Genomic DNA, 18,542 nt, shown 5'->3' on the forward strand with positions numbered 1-18,542 from the left:
CGATAAATTACTATCGGGAGTGTTTTATGAAAAAATATTTTATAGTCATTTTGACATTATTTGGGATAACCAGCTATTCCTATTGTGATTATGAGTTTGAATATATAGTAAAAAAAGGAGATACCCTCTGGGGTATTGCTGTTTATGAATTGAATATTGACCCGCTGGATTTTTCTAATTTTGTGGAAGAAGTAAAACAGTCTAATCCATGGATAAAAGACGATAATTTTATTTACAGCGACAGGAAATTAAAGCTTTCACGAGAAGTCAATATAAAATACGCCGCTTCAGACAATATTAAAACTGATGCGATAATCGAAAGCCCGGAGAAAACGAAAGCGCCGTCAGAAAGTTATATAATCCAGAAAGGCGATTCATTGTGGAATATCCTGTCGAACAGATATAATTTAATGAATCCTAAAAAATTGCGGGAAATTGTCAAATTATGCCTGGAAATGAATCCCTCGATAAAAAATCCGGATATCTTGTGGATCGGGGAAAAAATATTGCTCCCGGAGAACATGGAGTCCGGGAAAATAGAATCTGTAGTTTCCGCGGGCACAATTCAAAACGAACCGCTGCAAAATATCCTGAATGAGGCTGAAAACAAGTCGCCTGAAGAAGTAGATAAACTATTCTGGAAAATGCAGGATTATCAATTGGTCAAAAATTCTTTGATTGTAATAAGTTTCGGGAGGTATGAGTTAAAAGTAAAAGCAGACCGTTTATTAATACCTCAGAACGTGACTGCTGAAAATAAACAGGAATATTTAATAAATTATGTTACATCGCCTTCCAAGAGGACTTCTATCCATCTCAAAAACCTTCTTAAAGAAAAAAGCTATATTTTAGTTGAAATTATAGTAAAATAATTTCAAGAATAAAATGGCGCAAATAAGATTACAAAAATATCTCGCGGGGTGCGGTGTCGCTTCCCGGCGTCACGCCGAAGAATTAATGCGGTCGGGGCAGATTTCAGTAAACGGGGAAAAGGCACTGGCCCCGGGCGTTAAGATTGACCCTGAGAAAGATAAAGTATTTTTTAAAAACAAGCTGGTCACCCCTTTAAAAAAAGACAAGATATATTTGTTATTAAATAAACCTAAAGGTTATATTACTACCGCCAGGGACATTCATGCGGAAAAAACGGTTTTTGATTTATTGAAGGGGATAAAAGAAAAATTGTTCCCGGTAGGCAGGCTTGATAAAGATACAAGCGGTTTGCTGCTTTTTACTAATGACGGAGAATTATGCTACAGGCTGACCCATCCTAAATTTGAAGTCGAAAAAACTTACTATGTCGAAATAAGGGGGGAAATAGCAAATTGTGATATCGCGTGCCTCGAACAGGGGATCGTAATTGAAGGGATTAAAACATCTCCGGCGAAAATAGAGATAATAACAAGGAATAAGAATATTTCTGAAATAAAACTGACAATTCGCGAGGGCAGGAAACGCCAGATAAGAAAGATGATAAACAAAATAGGGTACAATCTTTCTGAGCTTAAAAGGATTAAATTCGGGCCTGTTACACTTGGGAATTTAAAGGAAGGAAATTTCAGGTATCTTGACAAAAATGAAATAGAAAAATTAACTTGTAAAAAAGGGTAATAGTGTTTAAAATTATACGCGCATCATGAGTAAAAACAAACGCACACATATTTATACGGGCCTCGCGATAAGCGTATGTTCTGTGATATTTGTTTTGCTTTTTACCACATACCTGCATTTCTTTGAGGATTTTGAACGAAAAACACTGGACAGCCGCTTTAATTACCGCACAGATTACTATAATACGAAATACAGGGAGGAATTTGAAAATATCGTTATTATTGAAATAGATGATGAATCAGCCTCAAAATTGGGCAGGATCAGTGAATGGCCGCGGGGGTATTACGCGAGAGTCTTAGATTATATAAGCGAAGGCGGGGCAAAACAAATAGGTTTTGATGTGGGCTTTACTGAGAATTCAAAAAATGCGGAAGAAGATAACCTGCTTATTGAATCTATAAAAGAGTCGGGAAAAGTATATTCCAGTTATTATTTTTCCTCGAAACCGGGAACTAATGATGAAATAATACGCCACTTCGGTTATTCTTTCGGGAATGCACTGGACACCGCTATTTACTGGGAAAAATATATTTTCCCGCCAATCCGGGGGATTGCGCAAAATTCCAAAGGCGCCGGATTTATTAATTTAAAACAGGACCGGGACGGGATAGTCCGCCGTATCCCGCTTTTTATAAAATACGAAGACAAGGCATATCCCCAATTTGCCGTCAAGATGGCAATAGATTACTTAAATATTCCAAAAGAAAAAATTTATCTTGAAAAAGGCAAATATTTTTATTTTGATACTATTAAAATTCCTGTCGGGAAAGATAACCAGATGCTTGTAAATTACGCGGGTTATTATGTTTTCAGGTATATCCCCTTTTGGAAAATTTACGAAGAAATTGTGCCGAGGGAATATTTCCAGGATAAAACAGTATTTATAGCCGCGACCGCGGCGGGGGCCTATGATTTAAGGTCAACCCCGGTTAAAGAAATATCCCCGGGTATTGAAATAAACGCGAATGCTTTTTTTACTATAATAAATGAAAATTTTGTGTTACAATTAAATATACTGCAGGTTCTATTTATTTCGGCGGTGTTAAGTATAGCTTGTTTTATTTTGTCCAATTATTTGTCCCTTTGGATATCAATAATAACGACGGCAATTTTATGGGTCCTGTATTTTACAGCCGCGTTGTATCTTTTCAAGAATAATAGTGTCTGGCTGCCTTTGGTCAGGCCGACGCTGGTTATTTTTACGAGTTTCACCGGAAATTTAGGTTATAAATATTTAACTGAAAGAAAACAGAAAAAATTTATCCAGGACGCGTTCCAAAGATATGTTTCTCCCGCGGTATTAAAAGAATTGCAGGAAAACCCTGATAAGGTTAAATTGTACGGGGAGGAAAAAGAACTTACGGTGTTATTTTCGGATATACGCGGTTTTACTACATTCTCAGAGAATCTTTCGCCAAAAGAGATTGTGGCGGTTTTGAACGAGTATTTCACCAGGATGGCAAAGGTTGTTTTTAAATATGACGGGGTGCTGGATAAATTTATAGGCGACGCGATAATGGTGATTTTCGGAGCGCCTGTAATCCAGGCAAATCACGCGGAAAGGGCGTGTTTATGCGCCCTTGAAATGACGGAAGAAGCAGAAAAATTTTCCAGGGAACAGGAAGAAAAAGGGAAACACCGGTTTAGGATTGGAGTGGGAATTAATACCGGGAATATGATTCTCGGCAATATGGGTTCGGAAACTAAAATGGATTACACGGTTATCGGTGATAATGTAAATCTTGGTTCACGGATAGAATCGCTCAATAAAGACTATAAAACAAATATTATTATCAGTGAAACGACTTTTGAAAAAGTTAAGGATAAATTTGCTGTAAAAGATTTAGGCTGTGTTACTGTCAAAGGAAGAAAGGCTGAAACTAAGATTTATGAACTTCTGCAGGGGAAAAAATAAGGCGTTAATAATTCTTTGTATATTTAGCATTATCTTATCAGTAAATTTTGCTTACGCGCAAAATGATACGGCACAGATGCCGTTAAAAGATACACCGGGACCGGTTGAAACGGAAACCGCATTTGTTACCGGTGATATTCAAAAACAGCAGGAATGGTATAATTTTGAAAAATATAATCTCGTGGGTAATTGGACATATTCTTTAACAAATATCAAAATGAATGATAATCTTAAAGAAGTCGGGAAAGACTACGCGGGATTGAATCATAAACTAAGCTACTTGTTAATGGGCACAAGTTCCGGGTGGGATGTTTCGAACCTTGCCGATTTATTTTATAATCCATGGAGAGACAGGCTTATTGCGGAAACATTCCGTCTGGAAGCGGCAAAAGGCGGCACAAATATTAATATAGGCGACTTTTACCCGAGCTATTCAAGTATTACATTAGAAGGTTTAACTATCCGGGGCCTGGGATTTAAAAGGGTCTATTATAATGAGAGGCTTTTAGTCCAGGCTTTTATAGCCCAGTCCCAGAAAGCGGTTGAACCTGTTAAAGAAGATAAAAATGGAAACTCGGTAATTGACCAGGGAGAAGACGGAAACGGGAATAATATTCTGGATGTAAAGGAAGGAGATTTCCGCCAGCATATGATGGGCGGCAGGATTGAAAATAAATTCAGCCGTAATTTTAGCGCGGGAGCAAATTATCTCGCGGGAAGAGATGATATTTCATCTATTACTAATCCGCAGTCCGCCGATCCCGTGTCCGGCTTATATCCCGTGTTAAACAACAAAGTTATTGGGCTGGACGGCCATTTTCATTTTTTTGATGACAGGTTAAAGGTGGATTCCGAGTATGGGGAAAGTAATTACAGGAAAGGAGACAAGGACACTACATTCACTGACCAGGCGGTTAACGCTAAAATAAATTTTTTAAGCAAATGGCTGCAATCCAGGATTATTTACCAGAAGGTTGACCCGAATTACCACAGCGAGGGGAACCCTTACCTGGAAACGGATAAAAAAGGATATAATTTTGAAAATGAGTTGATTTTGTCCAAAAAGTATTCTTTGTCCGGAAATTATGAAAAATATAACAATAATGTTAATAAATTGCCGGTTGATACAACTATCGTTACAAAGGAACAGGAATTCAAGCTCAGGTATTACCCTGAATCGGGAAGCAGGGAATTTAAGTATAAAAAGACAGCTAAAAACGGTACCCGCGCCAATGAAAAAGACACAATAGATGATACGTATGGAATAACCATCCGGAAAGATTACAGTGAAGAGACATGGGTAACGTATAATTTACAATATATAAAATATAAAGATAACTTGCAGAATACCAATGATTACACAGGTTACTCGGCGTATCTGTCATGGAATTGGGATATAAAGAAAGATAAATTCAGTTTGATACCTTACTTTAATTATAATTTATATAAATATAAAAACCTGGACCAGAAGCAAATATATTATTTGACAAATATCCAGTCGAGGATTGTTCTCTGGAAAAACAAGTGGGTTTTGGTCCCATACCTTGAATATGATTATACAAGCCAGAACGGGAGTAAAATTCTTGAGAGATTCAGCCGTGACCTGGAATCAAAATTTTATTTGTCCCAGAGTGTTTCATTTAGTTTAAAATACGGTATATTGAATAATAATGATGAAAATAACAATCTGGATTATTCTATGGAAAAAGTCGGCGGTGAAATCACAGCCGTATTTTAAAAGAGGGTGAATAGGAGATTTAAGGATAATATGTCAAAAAATAAATTTTATATTATATTCTTAATTTTAACAACTATGCCAATAACCCGTATTTTTGCGGCAAAAAACACAAAGGATGAAACCCAGGTCATTTATTACGAGGGTAAAGCGGAGGCTAAAAGGGCGCAGAAAGAGGAATGGGAAAATGTCAAGCTTAAAATGATGCTTTATCCGAAGGACAGGGTAAGAACAAAACTCCAGTCTAAGGTTGAATTAAAACTCCCGGACAACAGCATATTTAATATCGGGGAAAACACGACTTTTGATATACAAAAATTATTTACGGATAATACGTCCGGTGCTAAAAATTATTCTTTTAAATTGTTTGTCGGGGACATGGTCGGGAATATTGAAAAATTAAAAAAAGGGGACACCTTTGAAATAGAAACACCTGTCGCGCTAGTGGGCTTCAGGGGGACAACGGTATTTATTCATGTGGAGCCCAATGGGGAAACATGGATCGGGATGAGGAGAGGTTCAGGTTATATCCGTTCGATAAAGACAGGCGGTGAACAGGTGATTGAAGAAAACTTTTATTTTCTGCTCGGCACCGACGGGGCGTTTATCGGAAGCGGGGTTTTATCAGGGAGCGATATTGACCGTTTTAAAAACCTTGAGAAAATAAAGGGCGAATTGATTAAAAAAGGCGAAGTAACTCCTCCAAAAATTATCTCAGTTGAAAAAGATAAAAATTTGGCGAGTATCAAGGGCCAGTCCGACCCGGCAAGCACAATTTATTTGGTTTCTTCCAGTGGACAGTCTCTTACAACAGCGGCGGATGAAAACGGCAATTTTACTTTTAAAATAAATTTTGGCGAAGACACATCGCCGCCTGTAATTAAAATCACAACATCCGAATTTGGGAAAAAAGCCACAAATAAAAGGAATTTAAAAATAGTCGGATTGGTGGTTGATAAATTTGCGGCAGGGGTCCTGAATTTAACTTTTACGTCCATGAACAAGGATGGAGAAAAAAGCATGCAAACTCCCTACAAATTGGATGTTTCGAAAGAAGGCCTTAAATTTTTTATCAACGGGGAAGAGTCTGATGTGAACGCAGGAGTCATAAGTACAACCTACATGCTTAACGAAGGAAGAAATGTTCTGGAATTCAGGGCAGTGGACGGGGCAGGAAACGAGGCCAGGGAAACAAAAATAATTTATCTCGACACGATGCCTCCTAAAATATTAAATTTCAATGTTACTCCGTATAATATCAAACTGGAAGACACTGTGGAAATTTCAATTGAGGCACAGGATGAAGTTTCTGAAATGAAAAAGAACACCTTGCTGACTTTAACTCACCCAAAAGGGGCTTCATTCCAGTTGAACATGCCGTATGATTATACTTTAAAGAGATACACGGCCAGGCTGACCCCGGGTGAATTTGTTAAAAATGACCAGTTTCTTACAAGAAGGGCGGAAGGACAGTGGAAAATATCGGCTGAACCGGAGGATGAACTGGGGAACAAAACACCGAAACGTTTCGGATATTTTAACGTGATTGATTTACCTCCTCCTCCACCGGACAAATAGTGTAAATTATGGGAAACATATTATATTTTAAAGTAAATTTTATGTGGAAAAAAATTATATATATTTCTTTTTTGCTGTTTTTATTATTATATAAATACAGCTACACAGCGGCTCCGTCTATGGCGGGCGGTTCAGGCCACAGCGCGATCATAAAATCAGACGGGACATTATGGACATGGGGATATAATAACAAAGGGCAATTAGGGGATTCAACAAACATAGGTAAAAATATGCCGGCCCGGTTGGGAAATGATAATAAATGGGTGTTACTTTCCGCGGGGGACAATCATACTGCCGCTTTAAAATCGGATGGGACCTTATGGACATGGGGGTATGATTCCTCCGGCCAATTGGGAGACAGCTCGAACATTGATAAAAATTACCCGGTCCAGATAGGAAATGACAACAAATGGTCATTGATTTCAGCCGGTGGATTGTATAATGCGGCTTTAAAATCCGATGGGACATTATGGGCCTGGGGTGATAATACTGTCGGGCAATTAGGGGATTCAACCAATACCGGCAAAAATACGCCGGTTCAAATAGGGAATGAAAATAGCTGGATATTGGTTTCAGCAGGATACCAGCATACTTTGGGTTTAAAATCCAATGGGACATTATGGGCATGGGGATTTAATTATTCCGGCCAGCTGGGGGACAGCACAGGCGGAGTGGAAACTGATAAAAATTATCCAATCCAGATAGGAAGTGATAAGAAATGGGTATCAGTTTCAGCAGGGGAGTTTCATTCTATAGCTTTAAAATCAGATGGGACATTGTGGACATGGGGATTAAATGATTACGGCCAATTGGGAGATTCGACAAACATGGATAAAAACGCACCGGCCCAGGTAGGAAGCGATAACAAGTGGATATTTATTTCAGGCGGATACCAGCATACCCTGGCTTTAAAATCCGATGGAACGTTATGGTCCTGGGGACGCAATACTTTCGGTCAGCTGGGGGATTCAACAAATATTGATAGAAATACACCGGTCCAGGTAGGGAATGATAATAAATGGAAAACAGTCATTGCGGGGTATCAGCATAACATAGGCATAAAATCAGACGGGACAATATGGACATGGGGATATAACGTATATAATCAACTGGGAGACAGTACAAATATAAATAAAAATTATCCGGTGCAGATAGCAAGAGATTTTAGATGGAGCGAGGCTTCATCGGGAATTAATCATTCGACAGGCTTAAAATCCAACGGGACAATATGGGCCTGGGGTGATAATTCTTATGGCCAGTTAGGAGATGGTACAAATGGGGACAGTGATATACCAATCCTGATTGATAGTAATAATGTGTGGACCGCGATATCCGCGGGAGGCAATCATACAATTGGTTTAAAATCCAACGGGACAATTTGGGCCTGGGGTTTTGATTCTTCCGGCCAATTGGGCGACAGCGCAAATATTGATAAAAATTATCCAATCCAGATAGGAAGTGATAACAAGTGGGTCTCAATCCTGGCAGGAGGGAACCACAGTATCGCTTTAAAATCTGATGGAACGTTATGGTCGTGGGGGTACAACTTTTACGGCCAGCTGGGAGACAGCACAAACATAAGTAAAAACTATCCCGTTCAAATCGGGACTGATAATAAATGGGTGTCAATATCAGCGGGATTTTATCACACAATAGCTTTAAAATCGGATGGGACATTGTGGGCCTGCGGATATAATTTGTTCGGCCAGCTGGGAGACAGCACAACTTCAAGCAAAAACTATCCCGTTCAGATAGGAACTGATAATAAATGGGTTAAAGTGTCAGCGGGAGGCAACCATACCACAGCGTTGAAATCGGATGGGACAATATGGGCCTGGGGATACAATCCTTACGGCCAGTTAGGAGACAGCACAAATATTGCTAAAAATTATCCCGTTCAAATCGGGACTGATAATAAATGGGTGTCAATATCAGCGGGGGATTATCATACAATAGCGTTGAAATCGGATGGGACAATATGGGCCTGGGGGTATAATTATTATGGCCAGCTGGGGGACAGCACAGGCGGAATAGAAACTGATAAAAATTATCCCATCCGGGTAGGAACCGATAATAACTGGGTTTCAATATTTGCCGGGTGGGCCCATAACATTGCAAAAAAATCCGATGGAACATTGTGGTCATGGGGATATAATGATTATTATCAATTAGGAGATGGGACGTGGGCCGACAAAAATTATCCAGTGCAGATTTATAATGAACCGCCTGCTGTTTATTTAAACGCAAATCCTTTGTATGGCAGTCCTCCTTTGAACGTTAATTTAATTGCTGAAGCAAATGACCCTGATGGAGAGATTGTAAGTTACGAATGGGATTATGAAGGTGATGCTGTTTATGACACAATGACAACGGACAGCACAATAAGCCGTGTATACAATACGACTTCTTATTTTGACATTTATTATCCAAAGGTCCGGGTTACGGATGACGGCGGTGCAACAGGTGAAACTTTTACAGCGGTGATGGTCTTTAATATTTTAAACCCGCCTACTGCCAACAGCCCGGTCAATGAAAGCAAATTAACCGATAAAAGGCCGAGATTGACTGTAAATAACACAAATAGCGCTTTTGAATACCCGTTGAATTACTTTTATGAAGTTTATACTGATTCAACGTTTACAGTGCTTTTTGACAGTTCGGTTGCGGTCCCCGGGAATTATTCTGATTCAACAAATTCATGGACAGTTACGAAAGATTGTGTATACGGGACAAATTACTGGTGGAAATGCAGGAGCGCGCTTGAATCGACAGCTATTTATAGTAATTGGATGGCAACATCTGCGTTCAGCGTCGGGGAAATTGATAACACCCCGCCGGGTATCGACAGTGTTTATATCGTTGACCCTTTTAATACTGCGGTTGTGGTGAATTATTTTAAAAACGGGCAGGCGCAAAACGGGCTGATATTCGCTAAAATAAGTGATAATGTAGATCTTGGCAGCAGTATTATTTTTAAATACAAAAAAAACGGGGAGTCAAATTCAAATTTTATAGAAAAAATTATTAATATTGATCATGATATTATAATTCGCGGCAGTATAATAAAAAGCATCGTAATTTTGGCATCAATAGATGCCGGTAAAATTACACCAAGCGGTATTAATTATATAATCGAAGTGTTTGATATGGCGGGCAATAAGACTGTAAAAAATGGATATTTGCGGACAGAAGTAAATAATTACAAGATTGTTTTTCCCACCTGGACATGGAAGATGATTTCATTTCCGTTGTTATTGCTTAATGAAAAAAGTTTTGGATCTGTGCTTGGCCCTTTGGGAGACAGGAGGGTCTATAAATGGGATCCTTTTAAGAAAGAATATTCCAAAACATATGATACAACTTTTGAACCTGGAGACGCTTTCTGGTTTAAAATCAAGGAAGATATCCCGTACGATTCAGTTCAAATCAAAGTAAACGGTATCTCGGTTGATCCCGGCAATGTGCCTGTTATTAATTTGCCGCCGGGCTGGTCGCAGGTCGCAAATCCATATTTTTATAAAATTGCAAGTTCAAAGATCAAGGTCGGGCAGGATACTACAGAGCTCTATGTAAGCGATACGGCAAATATATGGGTGGAAAACCAGTTTTTAACATATGATTTTGACAGTTTAAGCGGCAAGAGGTCATATTTGGATTTAACTAATATTACGCCGGAGATTGGTTTCTGGATGAAAAACAGGAGCGATAAAAACATAAACATTATTTTTCCCCAGTTAGATGCGGATGCAACAGGCGCGATGGCGGTGAATTCTCCTTCGCATAAAATAAAAAACGATGGATGGGGGATAAAATTGACAGTTCAGACAAAGAATTATATTGATACAAACAATTATATCGGTTTTATGCCGTCTGCAAAAAATACTTATGATTATTTTGATTTATCAGAACCTCCTCCTGTTGATGACGAAGGTATTTCCCTTTATTTGCCGCATACAGACTGGGGACGGGATAACGGGAAATACAGGACTGACTACCGTGCATGCGGAGAATATGGAATTTTTAATAAGACAAATTTTGATTTTATAGTCGAAGCTTATAGAAAAGATACGGCAATATTATCGTGGGAAATCATTAACCCGCCGGTTAATTACAATCTTATTCTTTATGATAAGAAAGATAATAAAAAGATAAATGTTAATGACATGAAAAACTATTCGCTTGGTTTCACAAGCACTGATATAAAGCGTGAATTCAGCATAATTATCGAATGGGACAATATCTTCCCGGTAGATTCCCTGGGGATGTCGGATTTAGACTTAAATCGCATAATTGACGGTGAAGACCTTTCGATTTTTAGTCAAACATTCGGGAAATCGCAGAATGACGGCTATTGGAACCCTGACGCGGATTTAAACAAAGACAGTATAGTAGACGGAAGCGATTTATATATTTTAGGAAACAATTTCGGAAAAAATTATTGAGGTTTTAATATTCTGCTTTCATTTTCCTGGTAAATCCAATTGATACTGACAAGAATAGAAGTTTGGCCTACCTCTGCGCCTTCAACATACGTAACCTGCAATTTTGCATAACGGTTATTATTATTTCTCAGACAATAGCTGTGTCCGATAACTACCGCCGCGCTTTCAGAGTATCCTGTTTCAGGGGCCTCGCTGATTTCGGATATCTGGATTATTCCCATATCCTGTATTGCGCCTCCCGGGACATATAATGATAAAGTATTCCCGTTTTTTTTGACACCAATATCGCCTTTTAATGTTTCTTTTTTATGAAAATATTCTGTTGAGAAATCAAAAGATTCATCAGGAATAAGATTGACTGTCCCGCCCTTTAATACCCCGTAATCTTTAGATAATTGTTTTACAGCGGATGAATCAAAAAATATCGGGTCCCCGCCTGTTTGAATTATGAAATCATTTTCAAAAATATAAACTGATTTTCCAAAATAATGTTCAACATTATTGTTTTCCCTGTATTCGGAAGATTTTGTCCAATCAAAAACTACTTTAAATTTTGCTGAATCAATTCTGTTAATTTCAAAATTTTTTAAAGTAAACTTGATATTGCTGTATTTTTTAAATTCCATATTGAATTTATCCTCTATTTCTTCATAACGGTTATCATCCGAATCCGCGTAGGAATTAGAAAAATATTTCATGAATAAAGAAGGGTCTTTGTTATCAAATGCAATTGAAAAAATATTTTTAACCAGTTCGGAATAATGCTGCTCGGGGTTTTTTAAATAAGTTACCGGGTATTCATTGAATATTTTCATTCCGGCATCATCATTGGTTGAAATGCGGACACATAATATATATGTTTTCTTGTCTTCAGGTTCAAATTCGTAATAAAACGATTTTGTCAAAGTTTCCCACAAATATCCTGAATCTAATGATATATCAACAATGGCAGAAGAGAAATAATTTTCGGGGGGGATGACGTTTAAATAAATTTTGCCCCATTCTCCGAGATTTTCAGGGGTCAGTATTATTGGTTTATTTAAAATATTGCCTATAATATTGACCTTGAAGGAATTGACATCAATTTTCTTATTTAATGGGGCGGGTATCGCGCGGGGAGCATATTCTTGTAGCTCCTGGGAGAAGGCGATATTTATTATAAATATAAATGAAATAATTATTAATATAAAATATTTCATAAGTGGAGCAGATTATCTTATTTTTTATGTATTGTCAAGCATTAATTTGAATTTATTGTAAACCATAATATTTAAGTAGTTGACAAAAAAACATATAATGGATATACTCTTTGTCATTAATTTAAAATTATAAATGAATAAAAATATATTAATTAAAAATCTTGAAAATAAAATCAATAGAGATATTGACATAAATAGAAACGAAGCGGATGAAGTGGTTTCAATAATTAACGAAATACCTTATGAAATATACCGGTTTTCAAACAGCATACGTGAAAAATATTTTGGGAATAAAATCAATTTATGCGGCATTGCGAATGTGAAATCGGGCAATTGTTCAGAGGATTGCAAATTTTGCGCGCAGTCCGGGCATTACCAGACAAGTACTGTTGTTTATCCCCTTGTGGACGAGGGAAAAATGCTCGCGGGGGCTGAAGCAGTAAAAGGATTAAAGGCAAGCCGTTATGGTTTAATAACGAGCGGGTGCAGGATAGAAGGGGGAAATGACCTTTTAAAAATAGCATCGGCCGTTAAAAAAATAAAAAAAGGCATAAATATTGAACCTTGCGCTTCACTGGGCGAATTGGATAATGAAGCTTGTATAATATTAAAAGAGGCAGGTATAACCCGTTATCATCATAACCTGGAAACATCGAGAAATTATTTCCCGAATATCTGCACCACACATAGCTGGGATGACCGCGTCAAAACCGTAAAGATCGTGAAGAATAACGGATTACAGGCATGTTCAGGCGGAATTTTTGGGATGGGGGAGACATGGGCCGACCGGCTTGATCTTGCTTTTGCGCTGCGGGAACTGGGGGTTGATTCCGTCCCTTTAAATTTTCTTAATCCCATTCACGGCACACCGCTGGAGAAACAAATTCCCTTAAGGCCGAAAGAAATACTTGCGATAATTTCTGTCTTCAGGATTATTTTACCGTCAAAAGATATCAAGGTATGCGGGGGACGGGAAAAAAATCTCAGGCAGCTTCAAAGCTGGATGTTTTATGCAGGGGCAAGCGGAATGATGATAGGAAATTATCTTACTACCGCGGGCAGGGACCCGAAATTGGACTGGGAGATGATTGAAGACCTGGGAATGGAAATCCGTGAATCGTAAATCGTATACCGTAAATCGAAAAATGGACCTTGAGGAAAAAGATAAAAAATATATCTGGCATCCTTTTACACAGATGAAGGATTATTGCTTGGGAAAACCCCTTATAATAACAAAGGGAGAAGGTGTATATCTATATGACAATTACAATAGAAAATATATTGACGGAGTTTCATCCTTGTGGCTTACATTGCACGGGCATCAAAAAAAAGAATTGGATAACGCGGTCAAATCACAATTGAAAAAAATTGCTCACACAACGCTTTTGGGTTTGTCTCACCCGGCGGCCATTGAACTTGCCGAAAAGCTTGTTGGAATCGCGCCAAAAGGGCTGACGAAAGTATTCTATTCTGATAATGGCGCGACCTCGGTGGAAATTGCATTAAAAATTGCCTACCAGTACTGGAAACAAAAAACCGGCCCGCGGACAAAAAAAGAGAAATTTATCGCTTTTAGAAATTCCTATCATGGCGATACAATCGGCGCAGTAAGCGTCGGCGGGATAAGTCTTTTTCATGGCTGCTATAAATCACTGCTTTTTGAAACGATATTCGCGGATTATCCTTATTGTTACCGCTGTGAAGGAAAACAATATTGCAAAGAAATAAACAAAAGCCAATGTGTGAAAAAAATTGAAAGGCTGATTAAAAAAAATAGTAATGAAATTGCGGGTTTGGTTATTGAGCCTTTAATACAGGGTGCGGGCGGGATGATTGCTGCGCCGCCGGGTTTTTTGAAAGAAATTAAAAATATTTGTTCTGAATATAATGTCCTGCTTATTGCTGATGAAGTAGCTACGGGGTTCGGGCGGACAGGAGCAATGTTTGCGTGTATGAAGGAAGATGTTGCGCCGGATATTTTATGCGCGGCCAAGGGAATTACCGGCGGGTATCTTCCTTTAGCCGCGACCCTTGTGACGGAAAATATTTATAAAGCTTTCTGGGGTGATTATAAAGATAAAAAAACATTTTTTCATGGGCACAGTTATACCGGTAATCCTTTGGGGTGTGCCGCGGCACTTGCAAATTTAGAGGTTTTCAGGAAGGAAAATATTATTGAAAAGTTAGGCCCGAAGATTAACTGTTTTACAAAACTTTTGGAAAAATTCCGGGCACTTGAACATGTGGGAGACATTCGCCAGTGCGGAATGATGGCTGGGATTGAACTTGTGAAAAATAAAAGTTCAAAAACTCCTTATTTGTGGGAAGAGAAAATTGGGATTAAAGTGACAGAAGAATCCCGGGAAAACGGGCTTATTATACGGCCATTGGGGAATGTTATTGTATTAATGCCGCCCCTTTCTATTTCAAGAAATGAATTAAAATCAATGATAGATATTGTTTTTAAAGCGATTAAAAAAATAACGAATGGGGAATAACTCCCCCTTTATCCCCCTCTTTTAAAAAGAGGGGGCGGGGGGAGTTGGGGTTTATTTATGCCAGGTGTATTTATAACAGGGACTGATACGGGTGTCGGCAAGACCATAATAAGCGCGGCATTAGCTTTTAGCTTGAAAAAGAAATCCGTTAATGTGGGTGTTATGAAACCTGTTGCGAGCGGCGGCATAAAAAAGGGCGGCCGCTTTGTTTCACAAGACGCAGTTCTATTGCGGAAGGCGGCTTCTGTGGATGACCTGGCAGGGCTTATTAACCCCGTCTGTTTTAAGAATCCGCTCGCTCCATATCCAGCCTCTTTAATTGAAACCCGTGGACTCAATTTAAAAAAAATATTTTTATCATATAGAAAACTGAGTATTAAACATGAATTTATGGTTGTTGAAGGGATAGGCGGCGTCCTTGTCCCGATAAAGAAAAATTATTTTGTTATTGACCTGATAAAAAAAATGAATTTGCCTGTAATTGTAGTGTGCCGCACGGGTCTTGGCACCATTAATCACACGCTTTTAACTGTAAATATTTTAAGAGCAAATAACATTAAAATATTATGTCTTGTTTTTAATAAGATGTCATCTGAAAAAGACCTCTCTGAAAAAACTAATGCCCGAATAATAGAAAATATTACCGGATTGAAAGTCATAAAATTTCCATTCCTGCATTTAAAAAAAATAAAATAATTGATTGATTAAATAATGCCGATACAATTTATATTAAATGAAGGTATTATTTTGAAAATAATAAAATTATCTTTAATTTTTATCCTGACGGGTATTTTTCTTTTTAAATCGTATATAAAGGCCTCTGAATGCGTGGGGTGCCATACCAAAGTTAATCCCGGTATTGTCGCCGACTGGCAGTTAAGTAAACACAGCAATAATGATATTGACTGCTCTTTTTGCCATGGGTTAGAACATAAGTCAGAGAGGGATGTTGAAAAAGTCCAAATGCCGACAACAGAAATCTGCGATAATTGCCATGAAGAACAAGTAAAGCAATTTAAAAACGGTAAACATTCACTGGCATGGATTTCAATGAATGCGATGCCCACGGCACACTGGCAGCCAAAATCAATGGTTGAGGGGATGAAGGGCTGCGGTGGATGCCATAAAATCGGGTTAAAAACCAAGGCGGAAATACGGGAGTTAAAAAAGGAAAGCCTGGGATATGGAATAGCTTCATGCAGTGTATGCCATACCCGGCATACTTTTTCAAAAGAGGAAGCCAGCCAGCCACAGGCCTGCCAGACCTGCCATATGGGATTTGACCATCCCCAATGGGAGATGTATTCTTTCTCCAAACACGGTGTCAGGTATTTATTGAAGCAAAATAAAACTCTTCCTGAATCTATTGCCGCTCCTGCATGCCAGACCTGCCATATGCAGGACGGTAATCACAATGTACGGACAGGGTGGGGATTTTTAGGAGTGAGGCTGCCTCTGCCCGATGATAAACAATGGGCTTCGGACCAAACGGTTATTCTCCAGGCCCTTGGCATTCTTGACCCCGGCGGGAAGCAAACGGACAGGGTCAATATTGTAAAGGCGGCCAATCTATTCAGATTAACGGAAGACGACTGGCAGAATGAACGTAATAAAATGATAAAAATCTGCAGCAAATGCCATTCAAAAAACTTTGCAAAAAAGGAATTGGAAAAAGGCGACCAGATTATTAAAGAAGCGGATTTTCTGATGGCTGAAGCGATCCGGATAGTTGTAGGGTTATATCAGGATTCAATACTTCCGAAACCAAAAAATTACATTTATTCTTTCCCTGATTTGCTCACATTCCATGATGCACCGACGGTAATAGAACAAAAGCTGTCAGTGATGTTTTTAGAACACCGCATGCATACTATACAGGGCGCGTTTCATGTCAATTATGATTATGCAATGTGGTATGGATGGAGTGAAATGCAGAAAGATTTGACAGAGATAAGGGCAATGGCTGAAAACTTACAGAAGGATTACAAAAAATAAAAATGAAAGCAAAATTACAGGTTACCAGAACCCGTTATTTTTTACTTGTATAAGCAGAAACACATTGATGTGTCTGATTCAGAAATGACAAAGGCGTTTATTTCGATGAAAATCGGAAGAGGCGTTTTTTTTTGCCTAAAATTTACTCAATTGAATACACAAATGAATAAGGAGTGAACAAAATGATTAATTCAGGAGATACAGCGTTTGTTTTGATTTGTGCGGCGCTTGTGATGTTAATGACCCCGGGTCTCGCGTTTTTTTATGGCGGGATGGTGCGTCGCAAAAATGTGTTAGGGATACTTATGCAGTGTTTTATGATTTTGTGCGTTTTGAGTATTGAATGGGTTTTATACGGTTACAGCTTGTCATTCGCTCCCGGCACAAGTTTTCTCGGGGGGCTTCAGTGGTTCGGTCTAAACGGGGTGGGTTTTGAGCCTTACGCGGATTACGCGGCTACAATCCCGCACCAGGCGTTCATGATTTACCAGGCGATGTTTGCCGTAATTACTCCGGCTTTGATTATCGGGGCCTTTGCCGAAAGGATGAAATTTTCAGCGTTTCTTTTATTTACAATTTTGTGGGCGACAATTGTTTATAACCCTATCTGCCATTGGGTATGGGGAATCGGCGGCTTGTTTAGAAATATGGGGGCTTTAGATTTTGCCGGTGGAACAGTGGTGCATATAAGCGCGGGCATTGCCGCACTGGTTACAGCGATTTTGATAGGCAGGCGCAAAAACATAGAACACACTACGCCGACTCCGCATAATCTGCCATTTATAGTTTTAGGGACGGGCTTATTATGGTTCGGATGGTTCGGATTTAACGCGGGCAGCGCCCTTGCCGCGAACGGATTGGCGGTAAACGCGTTTGTCGTCACTAACACCTCAGCGGCCGCCGCGGGCTTGACCTGGGCGGTCATAGAATGGTTGAAAAACGGAAAACCCACAATGTTTGGAACAGTAAGCGGCATTGTCGCGGGCCTTGTCGCGATCACTCCGGCCGCGGGATTTGTCAGTGTTTTGTCCGCGATTTTAATAGGAATGTTTGTAAGTTTAATATGTTTTTTTGCCGTGAGTGTCTTAAAACCCGCGTTAAAATATGACGATTCGCTGGATGTTTTCGGAGTGCATTGCGTGGGCGGAATTTGGGGCGCGCTGGCTACGGGATTGTTTGCCTCAAAGGCGGTAAATCCCGCGGGGGCGGACGGCCTGTTTTATGGTAATCCAGGGCAGTTGTTAATCCAGTTAAAAACTGTGTTGGCTACGATAGTCTATTCATGTGTGATGACTCTTGTTATATATAAAATAGTAGATTTATTGATTGGCATGCGCGTTACTGAAAAAGAGGAACTTATGGGGCTTGATCTTACCCAGCACCATGAAAGGGCGTATACGATTCTCGAATAAAAATAAAAGGGCAGGTTTGGAACCTGCCCCTGATAATGTCAAAATAGGTATGAAAGGAATGAAAGTTTTGAAACGGGGTAAATTTTAGATTTCTCCCTTTAGAAAAGGGAGATTAAGAGGGATTTGAGAGAATTGGCAAGTGTATTTAACACGATAA

At 39.0% G+C, this 18,542-nt stretch carries 12 protein-coding genes; 11 read left to right on the top strand and 1 reads right to left on the bottom strand.

The genetic code is table 11. From position 1 onward, the window contains the following. Window positions 1-26 precede the first annotated feature (26 nt). The 6 genes from AB1498_07575 to AB1498_07600 are packed head-to-tail and all read left to right on the top strand — an operon-like array spanning window position 27 to window position 11,281. Complete coding sequence (locus tag AB1498_07575) at window positions 27-872, top strand: LysM peptidoglycan-binding domain-containing protein (protein MEW6088150.1); 846 nt, start codon at window positions 27-29, stop codon at window positions 870-872. A gap of 13 nt (window positions 873-885) precedes the next feature. Continuing rightward, the gene (locus AB1498_07580) at window positions 886-1,611 is read left to right on the top strand and encodes a pseudouridine synthase (GenBank protein ID MEW6088151.1); all 726 of its coding nucleotides are present in this window, start codon (window positions 886-888) and stop codon (window positions 1,609-1,611) included. Between the two features lie 25 nt (window positions 1,612-1,636). After that, on the top strand, window positions 1,637-3,526 hold the full coding sequence (locus tag AB1498_07585; protein MEW6088152.1) for an adenylate/guanylate cyclase domain-containing protein: 1,890 nt from the start codon (window positions 1,637-1,639) through the stop codon (window positions 3,524-3,526). After that, window positions 3,501-5,264 carry a hypothetical protein gene (locus tag AB1498_07590; protein ID MEW6088153.1) on the top strand — a complete coding sequence of 588 codons (1,764 nt, stop codon included), beginning with the start codon at window positions 3,501-3,503 and terminating at the stop codon, window positions 5,262-5,264. Before AB1498_07585 ends, AB1498_07590 begins: the two co-directional genes overlap by 26 nt. A gap of 30 nt (window positions 5,265-5,294) precedes the next feature. Then, on the top strand, window positions 5,295-6,839 hold the full coding sequence (locus AB1498_07595; protein MEW6088154.1) for a FecR domain-containing protein: 1,545 nt from the start codon (window positions 5,295-5,297) through the stop codon (window positions 6,837-6,839). A gap of 41 nt (window positions 6,840-6,880) precedes the next feature. After that, on the top strand, window positions 6,881-11,281 hold the full coding sequence (locus AB1498_07600) for a hypothetical protein (protein MEW6088155.1): 4,401 nt from the start codon (window positions 6,881-6,883) through the stop codon (window positions 11,279-11,281). Here AB1498_07600 and AB1498_07605 read toward each other — a convergent pair. Further along, the gene (locus AB1498_07605) at window positions 11,275-12,480 is read right to left on the bottom strand and encodes a hypothetical protein (GenBank protein ID MEW6088156.1); all 1,206 of its coding nucleotides are present in this window, start codon (window positions 12,478-12,480) and stop codon (window positions 11,275-11,277) included. The genes AB1498_07600 and AB1498_07605 overlap by 7 nt on opposite strands. A gap of 133 nt (window positions 12,481-12,613) precedes the next feature. Here AB1498_07605 and bioB point away from each other — a divergent pair, with 133 nt between their 5' ends. From bioB to AB1498_07630, 5 genes are all read left to right on the top strand, one after another. Continuing rightward, entirely contained in the window at window positions 12,614-13,603 is a 990-nt protein-coding gene (bioB, locus tag AB1498_07610) for a biotin synthase BioB (GenBank protein ID MEW6088157.1), read from the top strand. Window positions 13,604-13,625: 22 nt separating this feature from the next. Further along, on the top strand, window positions 13,626-14,978 hold the full coding sequence (gene bioA, locus AB1498_07615; protein ID MEW6088158.1) for an adenosylmethionine--8-amino-7-oxononanoate transaminase: 1,353 nt from the start codon (window positions 13,626-13,628) through the stop codon (window positions 14,976-14,978). Window positions 14,979-15,035: 57 nt separating this feature from the next. Beyond that, window positions 15,036-15,674 carry a dethiobiotin synthase gene (gene bioD / locus AB1498_07620; protein ID MEW6088159.1) on the top strand — a complete coding sequence of 213 codons (639 nt, stop codon included), beginning with the start codon at window positions 15,036-15,038 and terminating at the stop codon, window positions 15,672-15,674. A 15-nt stretch (window positions 15,675-15,689) separates the two neighbouring features. Then, complete coding sequence (locus AB1498_07625; protein MEW6088160.1) at window positions 15,690-16,973, top strand: multiheme c-type cytochrome; 1,284 nt, start codon at window positions 15,690-15,692, stop codon at window positions 16,971-16,973. A gap of 182 nt (window positions 16,974-17,155) precedes the next feature. Next, window positions 17,156-18,385 carry an ammonium transporter gene (locus AB1498_07630; GenBank protein ID MEW6088161.1) on the top strand — a complete coding sequence of 410 codons (1,230 nt, stop codon included), beginning with the start codon at window positions 17,156-17,158 and terminating at the stop codon, window positions 18,383-18,385. Window positions 18,386-18,542: the final 157 nt, after the last annotated feature.

It is taken from the genome of bacterium (assembly GCA_040754625.1).
Taxonomy (GTDB): Bacteria; JACRDZ01; JAQUKH01; order JAQUKH01; family JAQUKH01; genus JAQUKH01.